The 15,341-nt window shown below is 70.9% G+C and carries 14 protein-coding genes; 9 read left to right on the top strand and 5 right to left on the bottom strand.

Translation table 11 applies throughout. The annotated features are described in order from the left end of the window. Positions 1-107: 107 nt before the first annotated feature. The 5 genes from AB0I52_RS11120 to AB0I52_RS11140 all read left to right on the top strand — a co-directional run bounded on the left by AB0I52_RS11120 (position 108) and on the right by AB0I52_RS11140 (position 4,998). Positions 108-989, top strand: a complete 882-nt coding sequence (locus tag AB0I52_RS11120; RefSeq protein WP_123460079.1) for a helix-turn-helix transcriptional regulator — start codon at positions 108-110, stop codon at positions 987-989. A gap of 54 nt (positions 990-1,043) precedes the next feature. After that, the gene (locus AB0I52_RS11125) at positions 1,044-2,501 is read left to right on the top strand and encodes an aldehyde dehydrogenase family protein (RefSeq protein ID WP_363071128.1); all 1,458 of its coding nucleotides are present in this window, start codon (positions 1,044-1,046) and stop codon (positions 2,499-2,501) included. A 48-nt stretch (positions 2,502-2,549) separates the two neighbouring features. Then, positions 2,550-3,191 (top strand): PadR family transcriptional regulator, encoded by a 642-nt coding sequence (locus AB0I52_RS11130; protein ID WP_363071130.1) that lies wholly within the window; start codon positions 2,550-2,552, stop codon positions 3,189-3,191. 77 nt (positions 3,192-3,268) lie between these two features. Beyond that, on the top strand, positions 3,269-4,216 hold the full coding sequence (locus tag AB0I52_RS11135; RefSeq protein WP_363071255.1) for an ATP-binding cassette domain-containing protein: 948 nt from the start codon (positions 3,269-3,271) through the stop codon (positions 4,214-4,216). Further along, positions 4,213-4,998, top strand: a complete 786-nt coding sequence (locus AB0I52_RS11140; RefSeq protein ID WP_363071132.1) for an ABC transporter permease — start codon at positions 4,213-4,215, stop codon at positions 4,996-4,998. Before AB0I52_RS11135 ends, AB0I52_RS11140 begins: the two co-directional genes overlap by 4 nt. A 25-nt stretch (positions 4,999-5,023) precedes the next feature. Here the strand turns inward: AB0I52_RS11140 and AB0I52_RS11145 are convergent, their stop codons facing one another. Further along, the gene (locus tag AB0I52_RS11145) at positions 5,024-6,445 is read right to left on the bottom strand and encodes a glutamate decarboxylase (protein WP_363071134.1); all 1,422 of its coding nucleotides are present in this window, start codon (positions 6,443-6,445) and stop codon (positions 5,024-5,026) included. A 97-nt stretch (positions 6,446-6,542) separates the two neighbouring features. Beyond that, positions 6,543-7,817 carry an ion channel protein gene (locus AB0I52_RS11150; RefSeq protein WP_363071136.1) on the bottom strand — a complete coding sequence of 425 codons (1,275 nt, stop codon included), beginning with the start codon at positions 7,815-7,817 and terminating at the stop codon, positions 6,543-6,545. A gap of 137 nt (positions 7,818-7,954) precedes the next feature. On the opposite strand from AB0I52_RS11150, the gene AB0I52_RS11155 reads away from it, so the two are divergent. Continuing rightward, entirely contained in the window at positions 7,955-8,713 is a 759-nt protein-coding gene (locus AB0I52_RS11155; protein WP_363071138.1) for a MerR family transcriptional regulator, read from the top strand. A 59-nt stretch (positions 8,714-8,772) separates the two neighbouring features. On the opposite strand, the gene AB0I52_RS11160 is transcribed toward AB0I52_RS11155, so the two are convergent. Further along, positions 8,773-9,138: a YbjQ family protein gene (locus AB0I52_RS11160; protein WP_363071140.1), complete on the bottom strand. Its 366-nt coding sequence runs from the start codon at positions 9,136-9,138 to the stop codon at positions 8,773-8,775. 149 nt (positions 9,139-9,287) lie between these two features. Between AB0I52_RS11160 and AB0I52_RS11165 the strand changes: the two genes are divergently transcribed. After that, a complete protein-coding gene (locus AB0I52_RS11165) occupies positions 9,288-10,004 on the top strand; it encodes a VTT domain-containing protein (protein ID WP_363071142.1) in 717 nt (238 codons plus the stop codon). Between the two features lie 52 nt (positions 10,005-10,056). On the opposite strand, the gene AB0I52_RS11170 is transcribed toward AB0I52_RS11165, so the two are convergent. After that, entirely contained in the window at positions 10,057-11,769 is a 1,713-nt protein-coding gene (locus AB0I52_RS11170; protein ID WP_363071144.1) for a threonine/serine exporter family protein, read from the bottom strand. Between the two features lie 175 nt (positions 11,770-11,944). Beyond that, the gene (locus tag AB0I52_RS11175) at positions 11,945-12,439 is read right to left on the bottom strand and encodes an inorganic diphosphatase (RefSeq protein WP_123460069.1); all 495 of its coding nucleotides are present in this window, start codon (positions 12,437-12,439) and stop codon (positions 11,945-11,947) included. 86 nt (positions 12,440-12,525) lie between these two features. Between AB0I52_RS11175 and dacB the strand changes: the two genes are divergently transcribed. Together dacB and AB0I52_RS11185 are read left to right on the top strand one after the other, a co-directional pair. Beyond that, positions 12,526-14,022 (top strand): D-alanyl-D-alanine carboxypeptidase/D-alanyl-D-alanine-endopeptidase, encoded by a 1,497-nt coding sequence (dacB, locus tag AB0I52_RS11180; protein WP_363071146.1) that lies wholly within the window; start codon positions 12,526-12,528, stop codon positions 14,020-14,022. Between the two features lie 55 nt (positions 14,023-14,077). Continuing rightward, positions 14,078-15,211, top strand: a complete 1,134-nt coding sequence (locus AB0I52_RS11185) for a zinc-dependent metalloprotease (protein WP_363071148.1) — start codon at positions 14,078-14,080, stop codon at positions 15,209-15,211. The last annotated feature ends 130 nt before the right edge of the window (positions 15,212-15,341 follow it).

Consider the following 15,341-nt stretch of genomic DNA (forward strand, 5'->3'; position numbering starts at 1 on the left):
TTGGGCAAGTCTTCCCATTTCCGTAATCGAATGAGTACGGGCTGAAGCGTTTTGATGGCAGAATCCGGCTCTTGGGGTTCAGGGGGAGCCCCGATGCCCGGGAAGCGATGGGGAGGGTTGGACCAGTGGCGGCAGGCGAGTCGAGTGGATCCGTGGTGCGGCGCATCCTGCTGGGCTCACAGCTCAGACGGCTGCGTGACTCGCGCGGTATCACCCGTGAGGCGGCCGGCTACTCCATCCGGGCTTCCGAATCGAAGATCAGCCGCATGGAGTTGGGACGGGTGAGCTTCAAGGCCAGGGACGTCGAGGACCTGCTCACGCTCTACGGCGTCACGGACGAGGTGGAGCGCGACTCCCTGCTCGGCCTGGCCCGTGAGGCCAACGTGGCAGGCTGGTGGCACAGTTTCGGTGATGTGCTGCCCGGCTGGTTCCAGACATACATCGGTCTGGAAGGGGCGGCCTCGCTCATCCGGATCTACGAAGTCCAGTTCGTGCACGGGCTGTTGCAGACCGAGGGGTACGCCCACGCGGTCGTCTCGCGGGGCATGCGCGGCGCCCCCGCTGCCGAGATCGACCGCCGGGTCGCGCTGCGGCTGGAGCGGCAGAAGGCGCTCGTCGCGGAGCGGGCCCCCCGCTTCCACGCCGTGCTGGACGAGGCGGCGTTGCGCCGGCCGTACGGCGGACGCGAGGTGATGCGCGAACAATTGCGGCATCTGATCGAAATGTCGGAACAGCCGAACGTCACCCTCCAAGTGATGCCCTTCAGTTTTGGCGGACATGCGGGGGAGAGCGGTTCTTTTACGATGCTGCGATTCCCGGAATCCGATCTGTCGGACATTGTCTATTTGGAGCAGCTGACAAGTGCGCTCTATCTGGACAAGGCCGAAGAAGTCGCCCAGTACGAAAAGGCGATGGTGCGGCTCCACGCGGACAGCCCGGGTCCCGAGGAGAGCCGGGATCTGCTCCGTGGTCTACTCCAACTCTCCTGAAGTTTCAGTACCATGACACCCCCACAGGAGTCTGCACCTGCAGTAAGGGATCGCATGTCCTTCTTCCGCGAGCTGGCCGACCAGTACATCGACGGTGAATGGTGCACCGGCACCGGCTCGTGGGACATCATTGATTTCAATCCCTACAACGGGGAAAAGCTCGCCGCGATCACCATCGCCACCGTCGAAGAGGTCGACCGCGCCTACCGCGCCGCCGAGCGCGCGCAGCGGACCTGGGCCACCACGAGTCCGTACGAGCGCGCCCGGGTCATGGAGCGGGCCCTGCGCATCACCGAGGAGCTGGCCGACGAGATCGTCGAGGCGGTCATCGACGAGCTGGGCGGCACCCGGTCCAAGGCGTGGTACGAACTCCGCGCCGCCCAGGAGTTCCTGCGCGAGGCCGCCCATCAGGCGCTGCACCCCGGCGGCCGGATCCTGGCGTCCCCGGTGGACGGCAAGGAGAACCGGCTCTACCGGCGGCCCGTCGGGGTCGTCGGCGTCATCAGCGCCTTCAACTTCCCCTTCCTGGTGACGATGAAGTCGGCCGCACCGGCCCTGGCGCTCGGCAACGCGGTCGTCGTCAAGCCCAACCAGAACGCCCCGGTGGTCGGCGGCGGGCTGGTCGCCAAGATCTTCCACGACGCGGGCCTGCCGGCCGGACTGCTCAACATCCTGGTCACCGACGTGGCCGAGATAGGCGACGCGTTCATAGAGCACCCCGTCCCCAAGGTGATCTCCTTCGCCGGATCGGACCGGGTCGGCCGCCATGTCGGCGCGACGGCGGGGGCGCTCTTCAAGCGCACCATCCTCGAACTCAGTGGCAACAGCGCCCTGGTGGTGCTCGACGACGCGGACATCGACTACGCGGTCGACGCCGCGGTCTTCAGCCGCTTCGTCTACCAGGGCCAGGTCTGCATGGCCGCCAACCGCATACTGGTGGACCGGGCCGTCGCGCCCGAGTTCACCGAGAAGTTCACCGCACGCGTGGCGGCGCTGCGGACCGGGGACCCGCGTGACCCGGACACCCAGATCGGCCCCGTCATCAACACCTTCCAGGCGGACGCCCTGACCGCGCTGGTCGACCAGGCGATCGCGGACGGGGCCACGGCGCTGGTCCGGGGCCGCACCCGCGGCAACCTCGTGGAGCCCACCGTGCTCGCCGGACTCGCGGACGACTCCCCGCTGCTCTCCCAGGAGATCTTCGGCCCGGTGGCCCTGCTGGTCACGTTCGACGGCGAGGAGGAGGCCGTACGGATGACCAACGACAGCCCGTACGGGCTCAGTGGCGCCGTGCACACCGCGGACGCCGAACGCGGGGTCCGGTTCGCCCGGCGGATCCGCAGCGGGATGTTCCACGTCAACGACGCCACCGTCCAGGACGACCCGCTGGTCGCCTTCGGCGGCGAGAAGCAGTCCGGGACGGGCCGGCTGAACGGTGAGGCGACGGTGGACGCCTTCACCACCCAGAAGTGGATATCGATCCAGCACGGCCGGAGCGTCTTCCCGCTCTGAATCGCGCACGGCTACTCTCGTCAAAGTTGAGTAGAGAGGTGTGTGGGTATGTCCGCGATCCGGCTACTGGTCCTCTGTGCCGTGCGGCAGCACGGCCGGGCGCACGGCTATCAGATCCGCAACGACCTGGAGTACTGGGGCGCCCACGAGTGGTCCAGTGCCAAGCCGGGATCGATCTACCACGCACTGAAGCAGATGGCGAAGCAGGGCGTCCTGCTCGCCCACGAGGTCGCCCCGAGCACGGCCGGCGGCCCGCCGCGTACCGAGTACGAGATCACCGAGCAGGGCGACGAGGAGTACTTCACGCTGCTGCGCGCGGCGCTGACCTCGTACGACCAGAAGCTGGACGTGCTGTCGGCGGGCCTGGGCGGCATCGTCGACCTGGAGCGGTCCGAGGCGGTGTCCCTGCTCAAGGAGCGGGTGGCGGGACTGGCCACGTGGCGGGCGTCGGTCACCGAGTACTACACGCCGGAGGCGGGCCCCGAGTCGATCGGCCACATCGGCGAGATCATGAACATGTGGGTGCACTCGGCGGACGCCGGCGCCGACTGGACGCGTGGGCTGATCGCCCGGATCGAGGGCGGGGCGTACACCTTCGCGGGTGAGGGCGAGCCGTTCCTCGGCGTGCTCGCCGAGGGCGAGGAGAACCCCTACGCCACTGGTGTCGCCGATCCCGGGGATGATCACTAATCAAGTTTGACGAATGCGGTGCGGCCGGTTACCTTTCCCTCGCTAGTCAAGTTTGACTACGGGAGGGTGTGACGATTTTGACCGACGCGATCGTCGTCGAGGGAGTGCACAAGCGATACGGCGCGAAGCGGGCCCTGGACGGCCTGGACCTCGCGGTCGCCCGCTCCACCGTGCACGCGGTGCTCGGCCCCAACGGCGCGGGAAAGACCACCGCGGTCCGCATCCTGTCGACGCTGCTGCGGCACGACGAGGGCCGGGTGGAGGTGGCGGGGCACGACGTACGGCGGGAGGCGGGCGAGGTCCGGCGCCGGATCGGGCTGCTCGGGCAGCACGCGGCGGTCGACGAGCAGCTCGGCGGCCGGCAGAACCTGGAGATGTTCGGACGGCTGTACCACCTGGGCGCACGCCGGGCGGGCGTCCGGGCGGACGAGCTGCTGGACCGGTTCGGGCTCGCGGACACCGGCCGCAAGGCGGTCGCGCGGTACAGCGGCGGTATGCGGCGGCGGCTCGATCTGGCCGCCTCGCTGATCACGGACCCGGAGGTGCTCTTCCTGGACGAGCCGACCACCGGACTCGACCCGCGCGGCCGGGCCGAGGTGTGGGCGGCCGTGCGCTCCCTGGTGGGCGGTGGCACGACCGTACTGCTGACCACCCAGTACCTGGAGGAGGCCGATCAGCTCGCGGACCGGATCTCGCTGGTCGACGGCGGACGGGTGGCCGCCGAGGGCACTGCCGACGAGCTGAAGGCGCTGGTGGGCGGCGACCGGATCGACGTCGTCGTCCGCGACGCGGCGCAACTGGACCGGGCGGCCGGGCTGCTGACGGGCGGCGCGGTGGTGGACCGGGACCGGCGGCTGGCCGGCGCACCGGCCGGGGACCGGATGGCGACGCTCGCCCGGACCGTACGGGTGCTGGCGGAGGCGGGCATCGAGGCGCAGGACATCGCGGTGCGCCGGCCGACGCTGGACGAGGTGTTCCTGTCCCTGACCGGGCACGGGCCGCACGGCGCGGAGGTGGCGGCATGAGCACGGTGGGCTGGGCGGTATCCGATTCCTGGACCATGACCCGGCGCGAACTGGCGCACTGGGCACGGCAGCCGGTGCAGGTCGTCGTGGGTCTGGTCTTCCCCGTGATGCTCCTGCTGATGTTCAACTACCTGGTCGGCGGCGGCCGGGGCGTCCAGGGCGACACCGCCGAGTACCTGGTGCCCGGCATGCTCGCGCTCACCATGGCCTTCGGCCTGGAGTCGACCATGCTCGCGGTGACCCAGGACCTGAACAAGGGGGTCGTCGACCGGTTCCGTTCGATGCCGATGGCCTCCGGCGCGGTGCTGGTCGGCCGGTCCGTCGCGGACATGCTCCAGTCGGTGGCCGCCCTCGCCGTGATGACCGCGGTGGGGTACGCGATGGGCTGGCGCTGGCACGACGGGCCGGCCGCGGCGCTGGGGGCGGTGGGGCTGCTCCTGCTGCTGCGGTTCGCGATGCTGTGGTTCGGCATCCTGCTGGCGCTGGTGGCCGGGCGGCCGGAAATGGTGCAGGCCGTGCAGATCCTGGTCTGGCCGGTCGGCTTCCTCTCCAACGTGTTCGCGGTGCCGGAGTCGATGCCGGGGTGGCTGGGCGCGGTCGTCGAGTGGAACCCGATGTCGGCGACGGCCACGGCGGTGCGCCGACTGTTCGGCAACCCGGGCGGCGGCGGGGACTCCTGGGCCGCCACCCACGCCGGACTCCTCGCGGTGCTCTGGCCGTTGGCGCTGCTCGCGGTGTTCCTCCCGCTGGCGGCAGGACGGTTCGCGCGGCTGAACCGCTGAGGGTTCAGCCGCCGCCGCCGGCCTCTCAGTGGTGGAAGGCCGTGGCCGGACCGTGGTCCCGGCTCAACGGGTGTTCCTGGCCGCGCAGTTCGGGCAGCAGCAGCCGCAGGTCCTCCAGCAGCAGTTCCGCGAGGTCCGAGGAGAATCCGTTGCGGCACACGATCCGCAGCACCGAAAGGTCCTCGCGGTTCGCGGGGAAGGTGTACGCCGGCACCAGCCAGCCGCGCTCGCGCAGCCGCCGCGACACGTCGAAGACGTCGTACGCCGTCACCTCCGGCGCGGTCGTCAGCGCGAACACGGGCAGCTGGTCGCCCCGGGTGAGGAGCCGGAAGTCGCCCAGGTCCTCGATCCGTTCGGCCAGGCCGCGCGCCACGTCCCGGGACGCCTGCTGCACGGCCCGGTAGCCCTCCCGGCCCAGCCGCAGGAAGGTGTAGTACTGCGCCACCACCTGGGCGCCGGGCCGGGAGAAGTTCAGTGCGAAGGTCGGCATGTTGCCGCCCAGGTAGTTGACCCGGAAGACGAGCTCCTCGGGCAGCTCGGCGGGCGAGCGCCACAGCGCCCAGCCGACACCCGGGTAGACCAGCCCGTACTTGTGCCCCGAGGTGTTGATCGATGAGACCCGGGGGAGCCGGAAGTCCCAGACCAGGTCCTCGTCCAGGAACGGCGCCACCATCGCCCCGGACGCCCCGTCCACATGGACGGGGATGTCGAGGCCGGTGCGCTCCTGGAGGGCGTCGAGGGCGGCGCACAGTTCCTCGATGGGCTCGTAGGAGCCGTCGAAGGTGGAGCCGAGGATGCCGACCACGCCGATGGTGTTCTCGTCGCAGAGGTCGGCGGCGGCCTGCGGGTCGATGTGGAAGCGGTCGCCCTCCATCGGGACGAGGCGCGGCTCGACCTCCCAGAACGTGCAGAACTTGTCCCAGCAGACCTGCACGTTCACGCCCATGACCAGATTGGGCCGGGCGGTCGCCGGGTAGCGGTCGGCGTTCCGCTTGGACCAGCGGCGCTTGAGCGCGAGCGCGGCCAGCATGCAGGCCTCGCTGGACCCGGTCGTCGAACAGCCCACGGCCGTCGAGGGATCGGGGGCGTTCCAGAGGTCGGCGAGCATCGCCACACAGCGCCGCTCCAGCTCGGCGGTGCGCGGGTACTCGTCCTTGTCGATCATGTTCTTGTCGGTGCACTCGCTCATCAGCACCCCGGCCTGGGGTTCCATCCAGGTGGTGACGAAGGTGGCGAGGTTGAGCCGTGAATTGCCGTCGAGCATCAGCTCGTCGTGGACCAGGCGGTACGCGGTGGCGGGCGGCAGCGCCCCGTCCGGCAGCTTGTGCCGGGGTGGGGCCGACTCCATCCCCGCCGTCGGGTCGGCCTCCCCGAAGAACGGGTTGAGGGCCAGCCTGCGCTGCTCTGCGGACGGTTCTCTGCGGGGTGAGCCCTTGTGGAGCGGCATCGCCGACCTGCCCTTCTCGGTTCCTGGCCGCGAGGCCGTACGAATCCGACGATACGGACAGTCCGGCCGTGCGGCGCGCAGGCAGGGCCGTCCGGGTTCACCGCAGCGGAGTGCCGTCCTTCCTCAGCTGCATCTGCGGACGTCCCGTCACCAGCAGCCAGGCCGGCAGCGAGGCGACGCAGAGCAGCGGGAGCAGGTTCATGTCGGAGGCCAGGACCGCGGCCGTGAACAGGCTGAGCCAGCCCGTGCGGGTGATGGCCAGCAGCACCCCCAGCACCCCGCAGGTCACCGCGAGGGACACCGGCACCGCGTCGACGAGTGCGTGGGCGCACAGGCCGAGTGCGACGCCGGAGAAGACGGCCGGGAAGATCCGGCCGCCCCGGAAGCCGCAGGTCGCGGAGATCAGCAGGGCCGCGGTCTTCACCACCGCCATGAGCCCGAACTCGGCGGCCGACCGGCCGTCCGGGTCGGCGGTGAGCTCCTTGACCTCGTCCAGTCCCTTGAACAGGGTGAGGTGGCCGCCGAGCGCTCCGAGCAGGCCGAGCAGGACTCCGCCCAGCGTCAGCGCCAGGACCGGGTGCGGCAGGGCGCGGAAGGCCTTGTGCACGTACGGGAAGGCGTACACCGCCGCCAGCCCCAGCACCGCCCCGGCCGAGGCGATCACGATCGCGGAGAGCAGGTCGCCCCAGTGGGTGTGGGTGTACGCGGGCAGCGACAGGTCGAAGCTGGGGTGGGCGGCCAGGTTCATGGTGAGAGCCCCGGCCGCGCCGGCCGCGAGGGGACCGAAGAGCCGGTCCCAGAGGGCTCCGGGCCCGGAGCGGGAGGCGAGCGTCTCGGTGAGGATCAGCGCGGCGGCGACGGGTGTGCCGAAGAGCGCGCCGATGGTGCCCGCCGCGGCGAGCGCGAGCCATACGGCGGCCGGGGAGTCCGGCGCGAACCGCCGGCCCGCCCAGCAGGCCAGCGCGATGTTGGCGGCGGTGATCGGGTTCTCCGGGCCCAGGCTGACCCCGCCCGCCAGGGCCAGGACCGTCACGGCCAGCAGGCCCGGCACCGTGCCCGGCGGCAGCGGCGGATCGACCAGGCCGGTGGTCGCCGGGTCGGGCCCGGCCCGGCCGGGCACCGCCCGGATGACCAGCCCCGTCACCAGGCCCGTCGCGGTGAGCATCACGATCATCCACAGCGAGGAGTACCGGCCGATGGACAGGGCGTCCGGCAGCGTCTGCCAGAGCACGTCCTGAAGCTTGTCCGAGAGCAGGCTGACGCCGAGCAGTACCAGGGCCGAGACCACTCCAACGGCCAGGGCGGGCACGAGGAGCGACAGCAGCCGGCGCGCGGAGACCGGTTCGGCGGACACGGCGGAGTCGGTGGACATCGGCTCACCATAGCGAGGCAAAAGCCCCGTAACCCCCCAAAAGGCCGGAGCGTGGCGGCCTTTCGAGGTTGCACCTCACGCCACGTCAGGGCGCAGGCTCGGACACGTACCCAGCACACGGAAAGGAGCGCGGAGCGATGGAGCACTCCGTGGGACAGGTCGCCGGATTCGCCGGGGTCACGGTGCGCACCCTGCACCACTACGACGGCATCGGGCTGCTCTCGCCCAGCGGGCGCAGCCACGCGGGCCACCGGCGTTACAACGGCGCAGACCTCGACCGGCTCCAGCAGATCCTGTTCTACCGGGAGCTCGGCTTCCCGCTCGACGGGATCGCGGCCCTGCTCGACGACCCGGCCGCGGACCCGCAGGAGCACCTGCGCCGGCAGCACGCGCTGCTGTCGGACCGGATCGCCGGACTGCAGCGGATGGCCGCAGCGGTCGAGACAGCCATGGAGGCACGGAGGATGGGCATCAATCTCACGCCCGAGGAGAAGTTCGAGGTCTTCGGGGACAAGGACCCGGAGCGCCATGCCGAGGAGGCGGAGCGGCGATGGGGCCACACCGACACCTACGCCGAGTCGCAGCGCCGGGCCGCCCGCTACACCAAGGAGGACTGGCGGCGGATGCAGGCGGAGGCCGCCTCCTGGGGCGAGCGCTACGACGCGCTGATGGAGGCCGGTGAACCGGCCACCGGTGAGCGCGCGATGGATCTCGCGGAGGAGCACCGGCTCCACATCACGACCTGGTTCTACGAGTGCACGCCGGAGATCCACCGGGGGCTCGGCGAGATGTATGTGGCCGATCCGCAGTTCAAGGCGTTCTACGAGTCGATACGGACAGGGCTCGCCGAGCATCTGCGGGACGCCGTCAACGCCAACGCGGAGCGTCAGGAGTAGGCGCCGGGGGCAGGCGGACGCGTGCTGACGGGGGTGGGGCGCCCCACCCCCGTAAACGCTCAGAACTTGCTGATCACCGCGGCCGTTCCGTACGCGCAGACCTCCGTGCCCACGTCGGCCGCCTCGGACACGTCGAAGCGCATCATCAGCACGGCGTTGGCGCCCCGGGCCTTCGCCTGCTCGACCAGCCGTTCCATGGCCTGGTTGCGGGTCTCGACGAGCGTCTTGGTCAGCCCCTTCAGCTCGCCGCCGATCATGGACTTCAGACCGGCGCCGATCTGGCTGCCCAGATGCCGGGACCGAACGGTCAGGCCGAACACCTCACCGATGACCTGGGTGACCTGGTGGCCGGGTACGTCATTGGTGGTGACGACCAGCACATCGGCCTGTGCCGTCTGACCACCGCCGTAGTCCTCAATGCCCATGGTTGTGGCACCTCCTGGGACCGAGTTTTGCCCCGGTTCGCCCCGCGCGCATCTCCACGGGGGCCAGCGGAACCCGGAGGGGCTCCGTTGCGTTGATAGCTTTGGGCGGCCACGCAGCCACCATCGACCACATCCTGGAGCCCGGACCCTTGAATACGCTTGCGCTCGGACCGAGCTGGCTGGACCCGGACTATCTCATCGGGCAGTTCGGGCTGATCGGTGTCCTGGTCATCATCTTCGCCGAGTCCGGGCTGCTGATCGGGTTCTTCCTGCCCGGGGACTCCCTGCTGTTCACCACGGGTCTGCTGGTGACGACGGGCAAGCTGCACACCCCGCTGTGGCTGGTCTGCCTCCTGGTCGCACTGGCGGCGATCATCGGCGACCAGGTGGGCTATCTCTTCGGCCGCAAGGTCGGCCCGTCGCTCTTCAACCGTCCGGACTCCCGGCTCTTCAAGCAGGAGAACGTCGAGAAGGCCCACGAGTTCTTCGAGAAGTACGGCCCGAAGTCGCTGATCCTGGCCCGCTTCGTGCCCGTCGTGCGCACGTTCACGCCGATCATCGCCGGTGTGAGCCGGATGAACTACCGCTCGTTCATCACGTTCAACATCATCGGCGGGGTCCTGTGGGGCGTCGGGGTGACGCTCCTGGGCGCGGTCCTGGGCAAGATCCGGTTCGTGCACGAGAACATCGAGGCGATGCTCATCCTGATCGTGCTGATCTCGGTCGTGCCGATCGGCATCGAGTTCCTGCGCGCCCGCGGCAAGTCGAAGAAGCGAGCGGCCGCGGTCGCAGCGGACGACGAGAGCCAGGACCCGACCGCCGGAGGCGGCAGCGCCGGGCGCCGCGGCCGTCACGCCAAGCGCTGACGCCCGTCCCGGGCCAGTCCGTGCCGGGTCCTCGCGAGCCCTCCGCAGGGCATCAGAAGCCGCGCGTCCGCTTGGCCGCGCGGCGGTTCGCGCCACCGACCGCACCCGGCACCCGCATGAACAGCCGGGAGATCTCGCTTCCCAGGTTCACCCCGATGGCGATGGCCCCGGCCGTCGCCACCGCGGTCGACAGTGAGGCGAGACCCCGGTCGAGCTGGTCCTGCGCGATGCCCAGCAGACCGAAGTACGTCGCGGAGCCGGGCAGCAGCGGACCGATCGCGGCCGTGATGAACGGCAGCGACGAGGTGTAGCGGTACCGCGAGAACAACTGCCCGAACAGACCCACGAGACCGGCGGCCACCGCCGTGGCCGCCACCGGCGAGACACCGCTGGTCCGGGTCAGCGCCCCGAAGATCACCCAGGCCACACCGCCGTTGAGGGTCACCGCCAGCACGGTGGAACGTTCCTGCTGGAGCAGGATCGCGAAGGCCAGGCTCAGCACCATCGACGCCAGGATCTGGATCACCGGCCGGTCGTGCGAGATGAGCCGCGCCTCCGGGTTCAGCTGGGCGCCCAGCTGGAGGCCTCCGTACAGCACCAGCAGCACACCGGCGACGATGCCGATGAAGAAGTACATGACTTCGAGGAGCCGCGCGGCCGCCGTGATGTAGTAGCCGGTCAGGCCGTCCTGCACCCCCGCCACCAGGGCCCGTCCCGGAAGCAGCGCGAACAGCCCACCGGTGATGACCGCCGACGGCCGTACGTCGGACCAGTGGGTGAGCGTGAGCGCCACCCCCATCGCGGCGGGCGGCATCGCGGCGGCGACGAACTGGTAGAACTCCGGGAGCCCGCGCCCGGCGCACAGCCAGGCCAGCCGGTCCCCGAGCATCGCGCCGAGCGCCGCGATCAGGAACACCAGGAACCCGCCGCCGACCAGCACCGATGCCGCGCCGGCCAGCCCGCCGGCGGCCAGTGTGAGTACCCAGCCGGGGTAGGGGTGCCGGTTGCGGCGGATCTCCGCGAGGCGCCGGTAGGCCTCTTCGAGCGAGACCTCGGCCTCTTCGGTGTTGATGTCGTCGATGAGCCGGAACACCGCGGCCAGCCGGGTGTAGTCGGTGCCGCGGCGGCGTACCGTACGGCTCGCCGTCACCGGGTCGTCGACCAGCGAGGGCTGGTGCGAGATCGACAGCAGCGTGAAGGTGACGGTCGGTTCGCAGCGGTCCAGACCGTAGCTTCGGGTCACGGCGAACATCGCCGCCTCGACGTCCTCGGCGCCCTCACCGCCGGCCAGCAGCAGCTCCCCGATACGCAGCGTCAGGTCGAGCACGCGCGGCACCGCGGGACCCGCGTCGTCGGGCTTCTGGGCCGGCTCCGGCGCCGGGCGCTCGGCCACCGGCATCCGCAGCATCGTGCGCATCCGGTCCTGCCAGGGGGCTTCCTTGGTCAGCCGGATCATCGGGATGCCGTGCGCGGGCGTGAAGGCGGGCGAGTCCCGGGCGCTGTAGGTGCGTGGCGGGGCGAAGGCCGAGCCGGTCGTGTCCGGTCCCGAGGCCGTTCCGGAACCGGAAGCGGAACCCGCTCCCGAGCCGGATCCCGAACCCGGCGGCTCAGGCGTCAGGCCGGACGGAAGGGCGAACTCCGAGGTCGGGTGGTCCTCCTCGGACGGCGGCGCCGACTTCCCCACCCCGGCAGGCTGGGAGAACGCGCTGCGTGCCTCGTCTGCCTGGGGCTTCTGGTCCTCAGGACCGCCCGGCTCCGCCACCACTGACCTCACTCATCATCGGCTGCGCGTCTTCGGCAACGCTCCTGCCCAGTATGGCCGCGGAGCCTGCCGCCCACGCGAAACGGGCGGCACACCGGTGAAGGTGTACCGCCCGTCGCCTGCCCAGAACGGTAAAACGGAACCGTGATCAGTACCGTCGAGGAAGCCGGGTGGAACGTCAGTGCGCGCCGCCCTGCGCCTCAAGGCGCTTGTACGAGTTCTCGATCTCGGCCTCGGCCTCGGCGCGGCCGACCCAGTCGGCGCCCTCGACGGACTTGCCGGGCTCCAGGTCCTTGTAGACCTCGAAGAAGTGCTGGATCTCCAGGCGGTCGAACTCCGACACGTGGTGGATGTCGCGCAGGTGCTCCACCCGGGGGTCGGAGGCCGGTACGCACAGCAGCTTGTCGTCGCCGCCGGCCTCGTCCGTCATCCGGAACATGCCGATCGCGCGGCACTTGATGAGGCAGCCGGGGAAGGTCGGCTCCTCCAGGATGACCAGCGCGTCCAGCGGGTCGCCGTCCTCGCCGAGGGTGTTCTCGACGAAACCGTAGTCCGCCGGGTAGCTGGTCGAGGTGAAGAGTCGACGGTCCAGACGGATCCGACCGGTCTCGTGGTCCACCTCGTACTTGTTCCGCGAACCCTTCGGGATCTCGATAACGACGTCGAACTCCACGGGTGGCTCCTCCATGATCAACACATACGACTGATGGTTAAGTGTCCCCCACGGGGATGTGTGCTCGCGAAAGGGGCTGGTCAACGGTGGCCGAGCCGGTGAAAAGACCGTCGATCAATCCGTTCGGCAGGCTGAGCGGCACGGCCCTGACGGACCACCTCGACCTGCGGAACGGGCTGAACAACTGGCAGTTCACGGCCGTCTCCGCCGTTCTCGGCCTGGCGCTCGCCGCCGGCGCCGTCCTGGCCGCCGGTCCCTGGGACTCGGGTCAGCGTAAGGCCGAGCAGGACTGGGCGGCCGCTCGGGCCCGTACAGGTGGCGCACATCACGACCCCGACGCGCCCGGCGGACCGGCCCCCGCGCCCAGCGCCCCGGCCGTGCTCGCGGCGCTGGGCACCGCCGCCAACCGGTCCGCGCCGGACGCCCCCGGCGGTGCGGCGGCCGAACTCCGCGCCGTACTGGGCCCGCTGCTGAAGGACCCCGCGCTCGGCACCCGGCGCAGCGCCGTCGTCATCGACACCGCCACCGGCAGGCGGCTGTACGGCAAGGGGGCCGACGCCCCCATGACGCCGGCCTCCACGGTCAAGATCGCCACCATGGTCGCGGCCCTGACCGCGCTCGGCCCCGACCACCGCATCCCCACCACCGTCCGGGCCTCCGCGGACTCCCGCACCGTGACCCTGGTCGGCGGCGGCGACCCCACCCTGGACCGGGCGGCCCTGCGCGCCCTGGCCGCCGACACCGCACGCGCCCTGAAGGACTCCGGGGTCCGCGAGGTCCGGCTCAGGTACGACGTCTCCGGCTACTCCGGGCCCGCGCTCCACCCGATCGGCCCCAACGAGAACATCGCCCCGCTGAGCGCCCTGATGGTCGACGAGGGGCGCCTCGACGACACCGCGAGCGGACCCGCCCCGCGCAGCACCGACCCCGCCCGGGACGCCGCCGACGCCTTCGGCGAGCTGCTGGGCGAGGCCGGGATCGACACCGGGTCCGGACCCGGCTCGGGGCGGGCCTCCGCGAAGTCCAGGGCGGTCGCCAGGCACCTCTCCGTCCCGCTGTCCGGCCTCGTCGAGCGGGCGCTGACCAACAGCGACAACGACATCGCCGAGGCGCTCGCCCGGCAGACCGCGCTGGCCGCGGGCGAACCGGCGGACTTCGCCGGCGGCCGACGGGCCGTCACCGCCCAGCTGAAGAAGCTGAAACTGCCGCTCAGGGGCGTGAACTTCGCCGACGGCAGCGGACTGAACCGCCAGGACAAGGTCACCGCCGCGCTGCTCGCCGGTCTGCTGGCCCGTACGGCCGATCCGGACCACCCCGAACTTAGGCCCGTCCTCACCGGGCTCCCGGTGGCCGGCTTCAGCGGCACGCTGAGCGGCCGCTACACGACGGAGGCCGGGGGCACCGGTCTGATCCGCGCCAAGACCGGGACCCTCACCGGCGTCAACACCCTTGCGGGCACGGTCGTCGACGGACACGGCCGGCTGCTCGCGTTCGCCTTCCTGGCGTCGGGCACCACCGATCCGTCCGGCGCCCAGGCCGCCCTGGACTCGCTCGCCACCGCGCTGGCCGCCGGCAAGCGCTGAGAGGCAGCCGGTCAACACCTCACCGCATCAAGGGCCGAGCACGTACGGTTGACGCATGACGAGCATCGGTGGTGCGGGGATGGTCGACTGGAATCTCGCGGTTGCGACCGCGACCCGGCTTGTGCGGCCGGGACCCGAGATCAGCCGCGAGGAGGCCCGCGAGGTCGTCGCGGAGCTGCGCAGGCACGCCAAGGCCGCGGAGGAACACGTCCGCGCCTTCACCCGGATGATCCCGGAGGGCTCCGAGCCGGAGGACACCCCGGTCCTGGTCGTCGACCGGGCCGGCTGGATCAAGGCGAACGTGGCGGGCTTCCGCGAGCTGCTGCGCCCCCTCCTGGACAAGATGGAGGAGCGGCGCGGCGGCGGCGCGGGCGGCGCCGTGCTCGGCGCGGTCGGCTCCAAGGTGACCGGGGTGGAGGTGGGGATGCTGCTGTCGTTCCTGGCCTCCCGGGTCCTCGGCCAGTACGAGACGTTCGCCCCCGCCACCCGTGACCTCCCCGCGTCGGCCGACGGCGGCGGCAGGCTGCTGCTGGTCGCGCCGAACATCGTCCACGTCGAACGGGAGCTGGAGGTCGACCCGCACGACTTCCGCCTCTGGGTCGCCCTGCACGAGGAGACCCACCGCACCCAGTTCACCGCGGTGCCCTGGCTCCGTGACCATCTCCAGGGCGAGATCCAGTCATTCCTCGACGAGACCGACGTCGACCCGATGACGGTGCTGGAACGGCTCCGCGAGGCCGCGCAGTCGCTGGCCGGCGGCCGGCCCGAGGGCGAGGAGGGCGAGGACGGCGGGCGCAGCCTCGTCGAGGTCGTGCAGACCCCCGCCCAACGCGAGATCCTCGGCCGGCTCACCGCGGTGATGTCCCTGCTGGAGGGGCACGCGGACTACGTGATGGACGGTGTCGGCCCCGAGGTGGTGTCCTCCGTCGGCGAGATCCGGGAGAAGTTCCAGCAGCGCAGGGCGCGCGGGGCGAGCCGGCTCGACCAGGCGCTGCGCAAGCTCCTGGGCCTCGACGCCAAGCTGCGCCAGTACCGGGACGGAGAGCGGTTCGTGCGCGCCGTGGTCGACGAGGTCGGCATGGACGGCTTCAACCGGGTCTGGACGTCGCCCAACACCCTTCCGACGAAGGCGGAGATCGCGGGGCCGGCGGACTGGATCGCGAGGGTGCACCGTAAGGCAGAGTCATGATCACGGCGCGAACAGGGGCTCGTGGCCACAGGTAAACGCGCCGGTAATCACCCATCCGAGGGACCGTAGGGGCATGGGAAGCCGTGCAATGCTCGATGAACGGCATTGCTCTGTCACCATCGACGCACTC

The organism is Streptomyces sp. NPDC050423 (assembly GCF_040655445.1).
Taxonomy (GTDB): domain Bacteria; phylum Actinomycetota; class Actinomycetes; order Streptomycetales; family Streptomycetaceae; genus Streptomyces.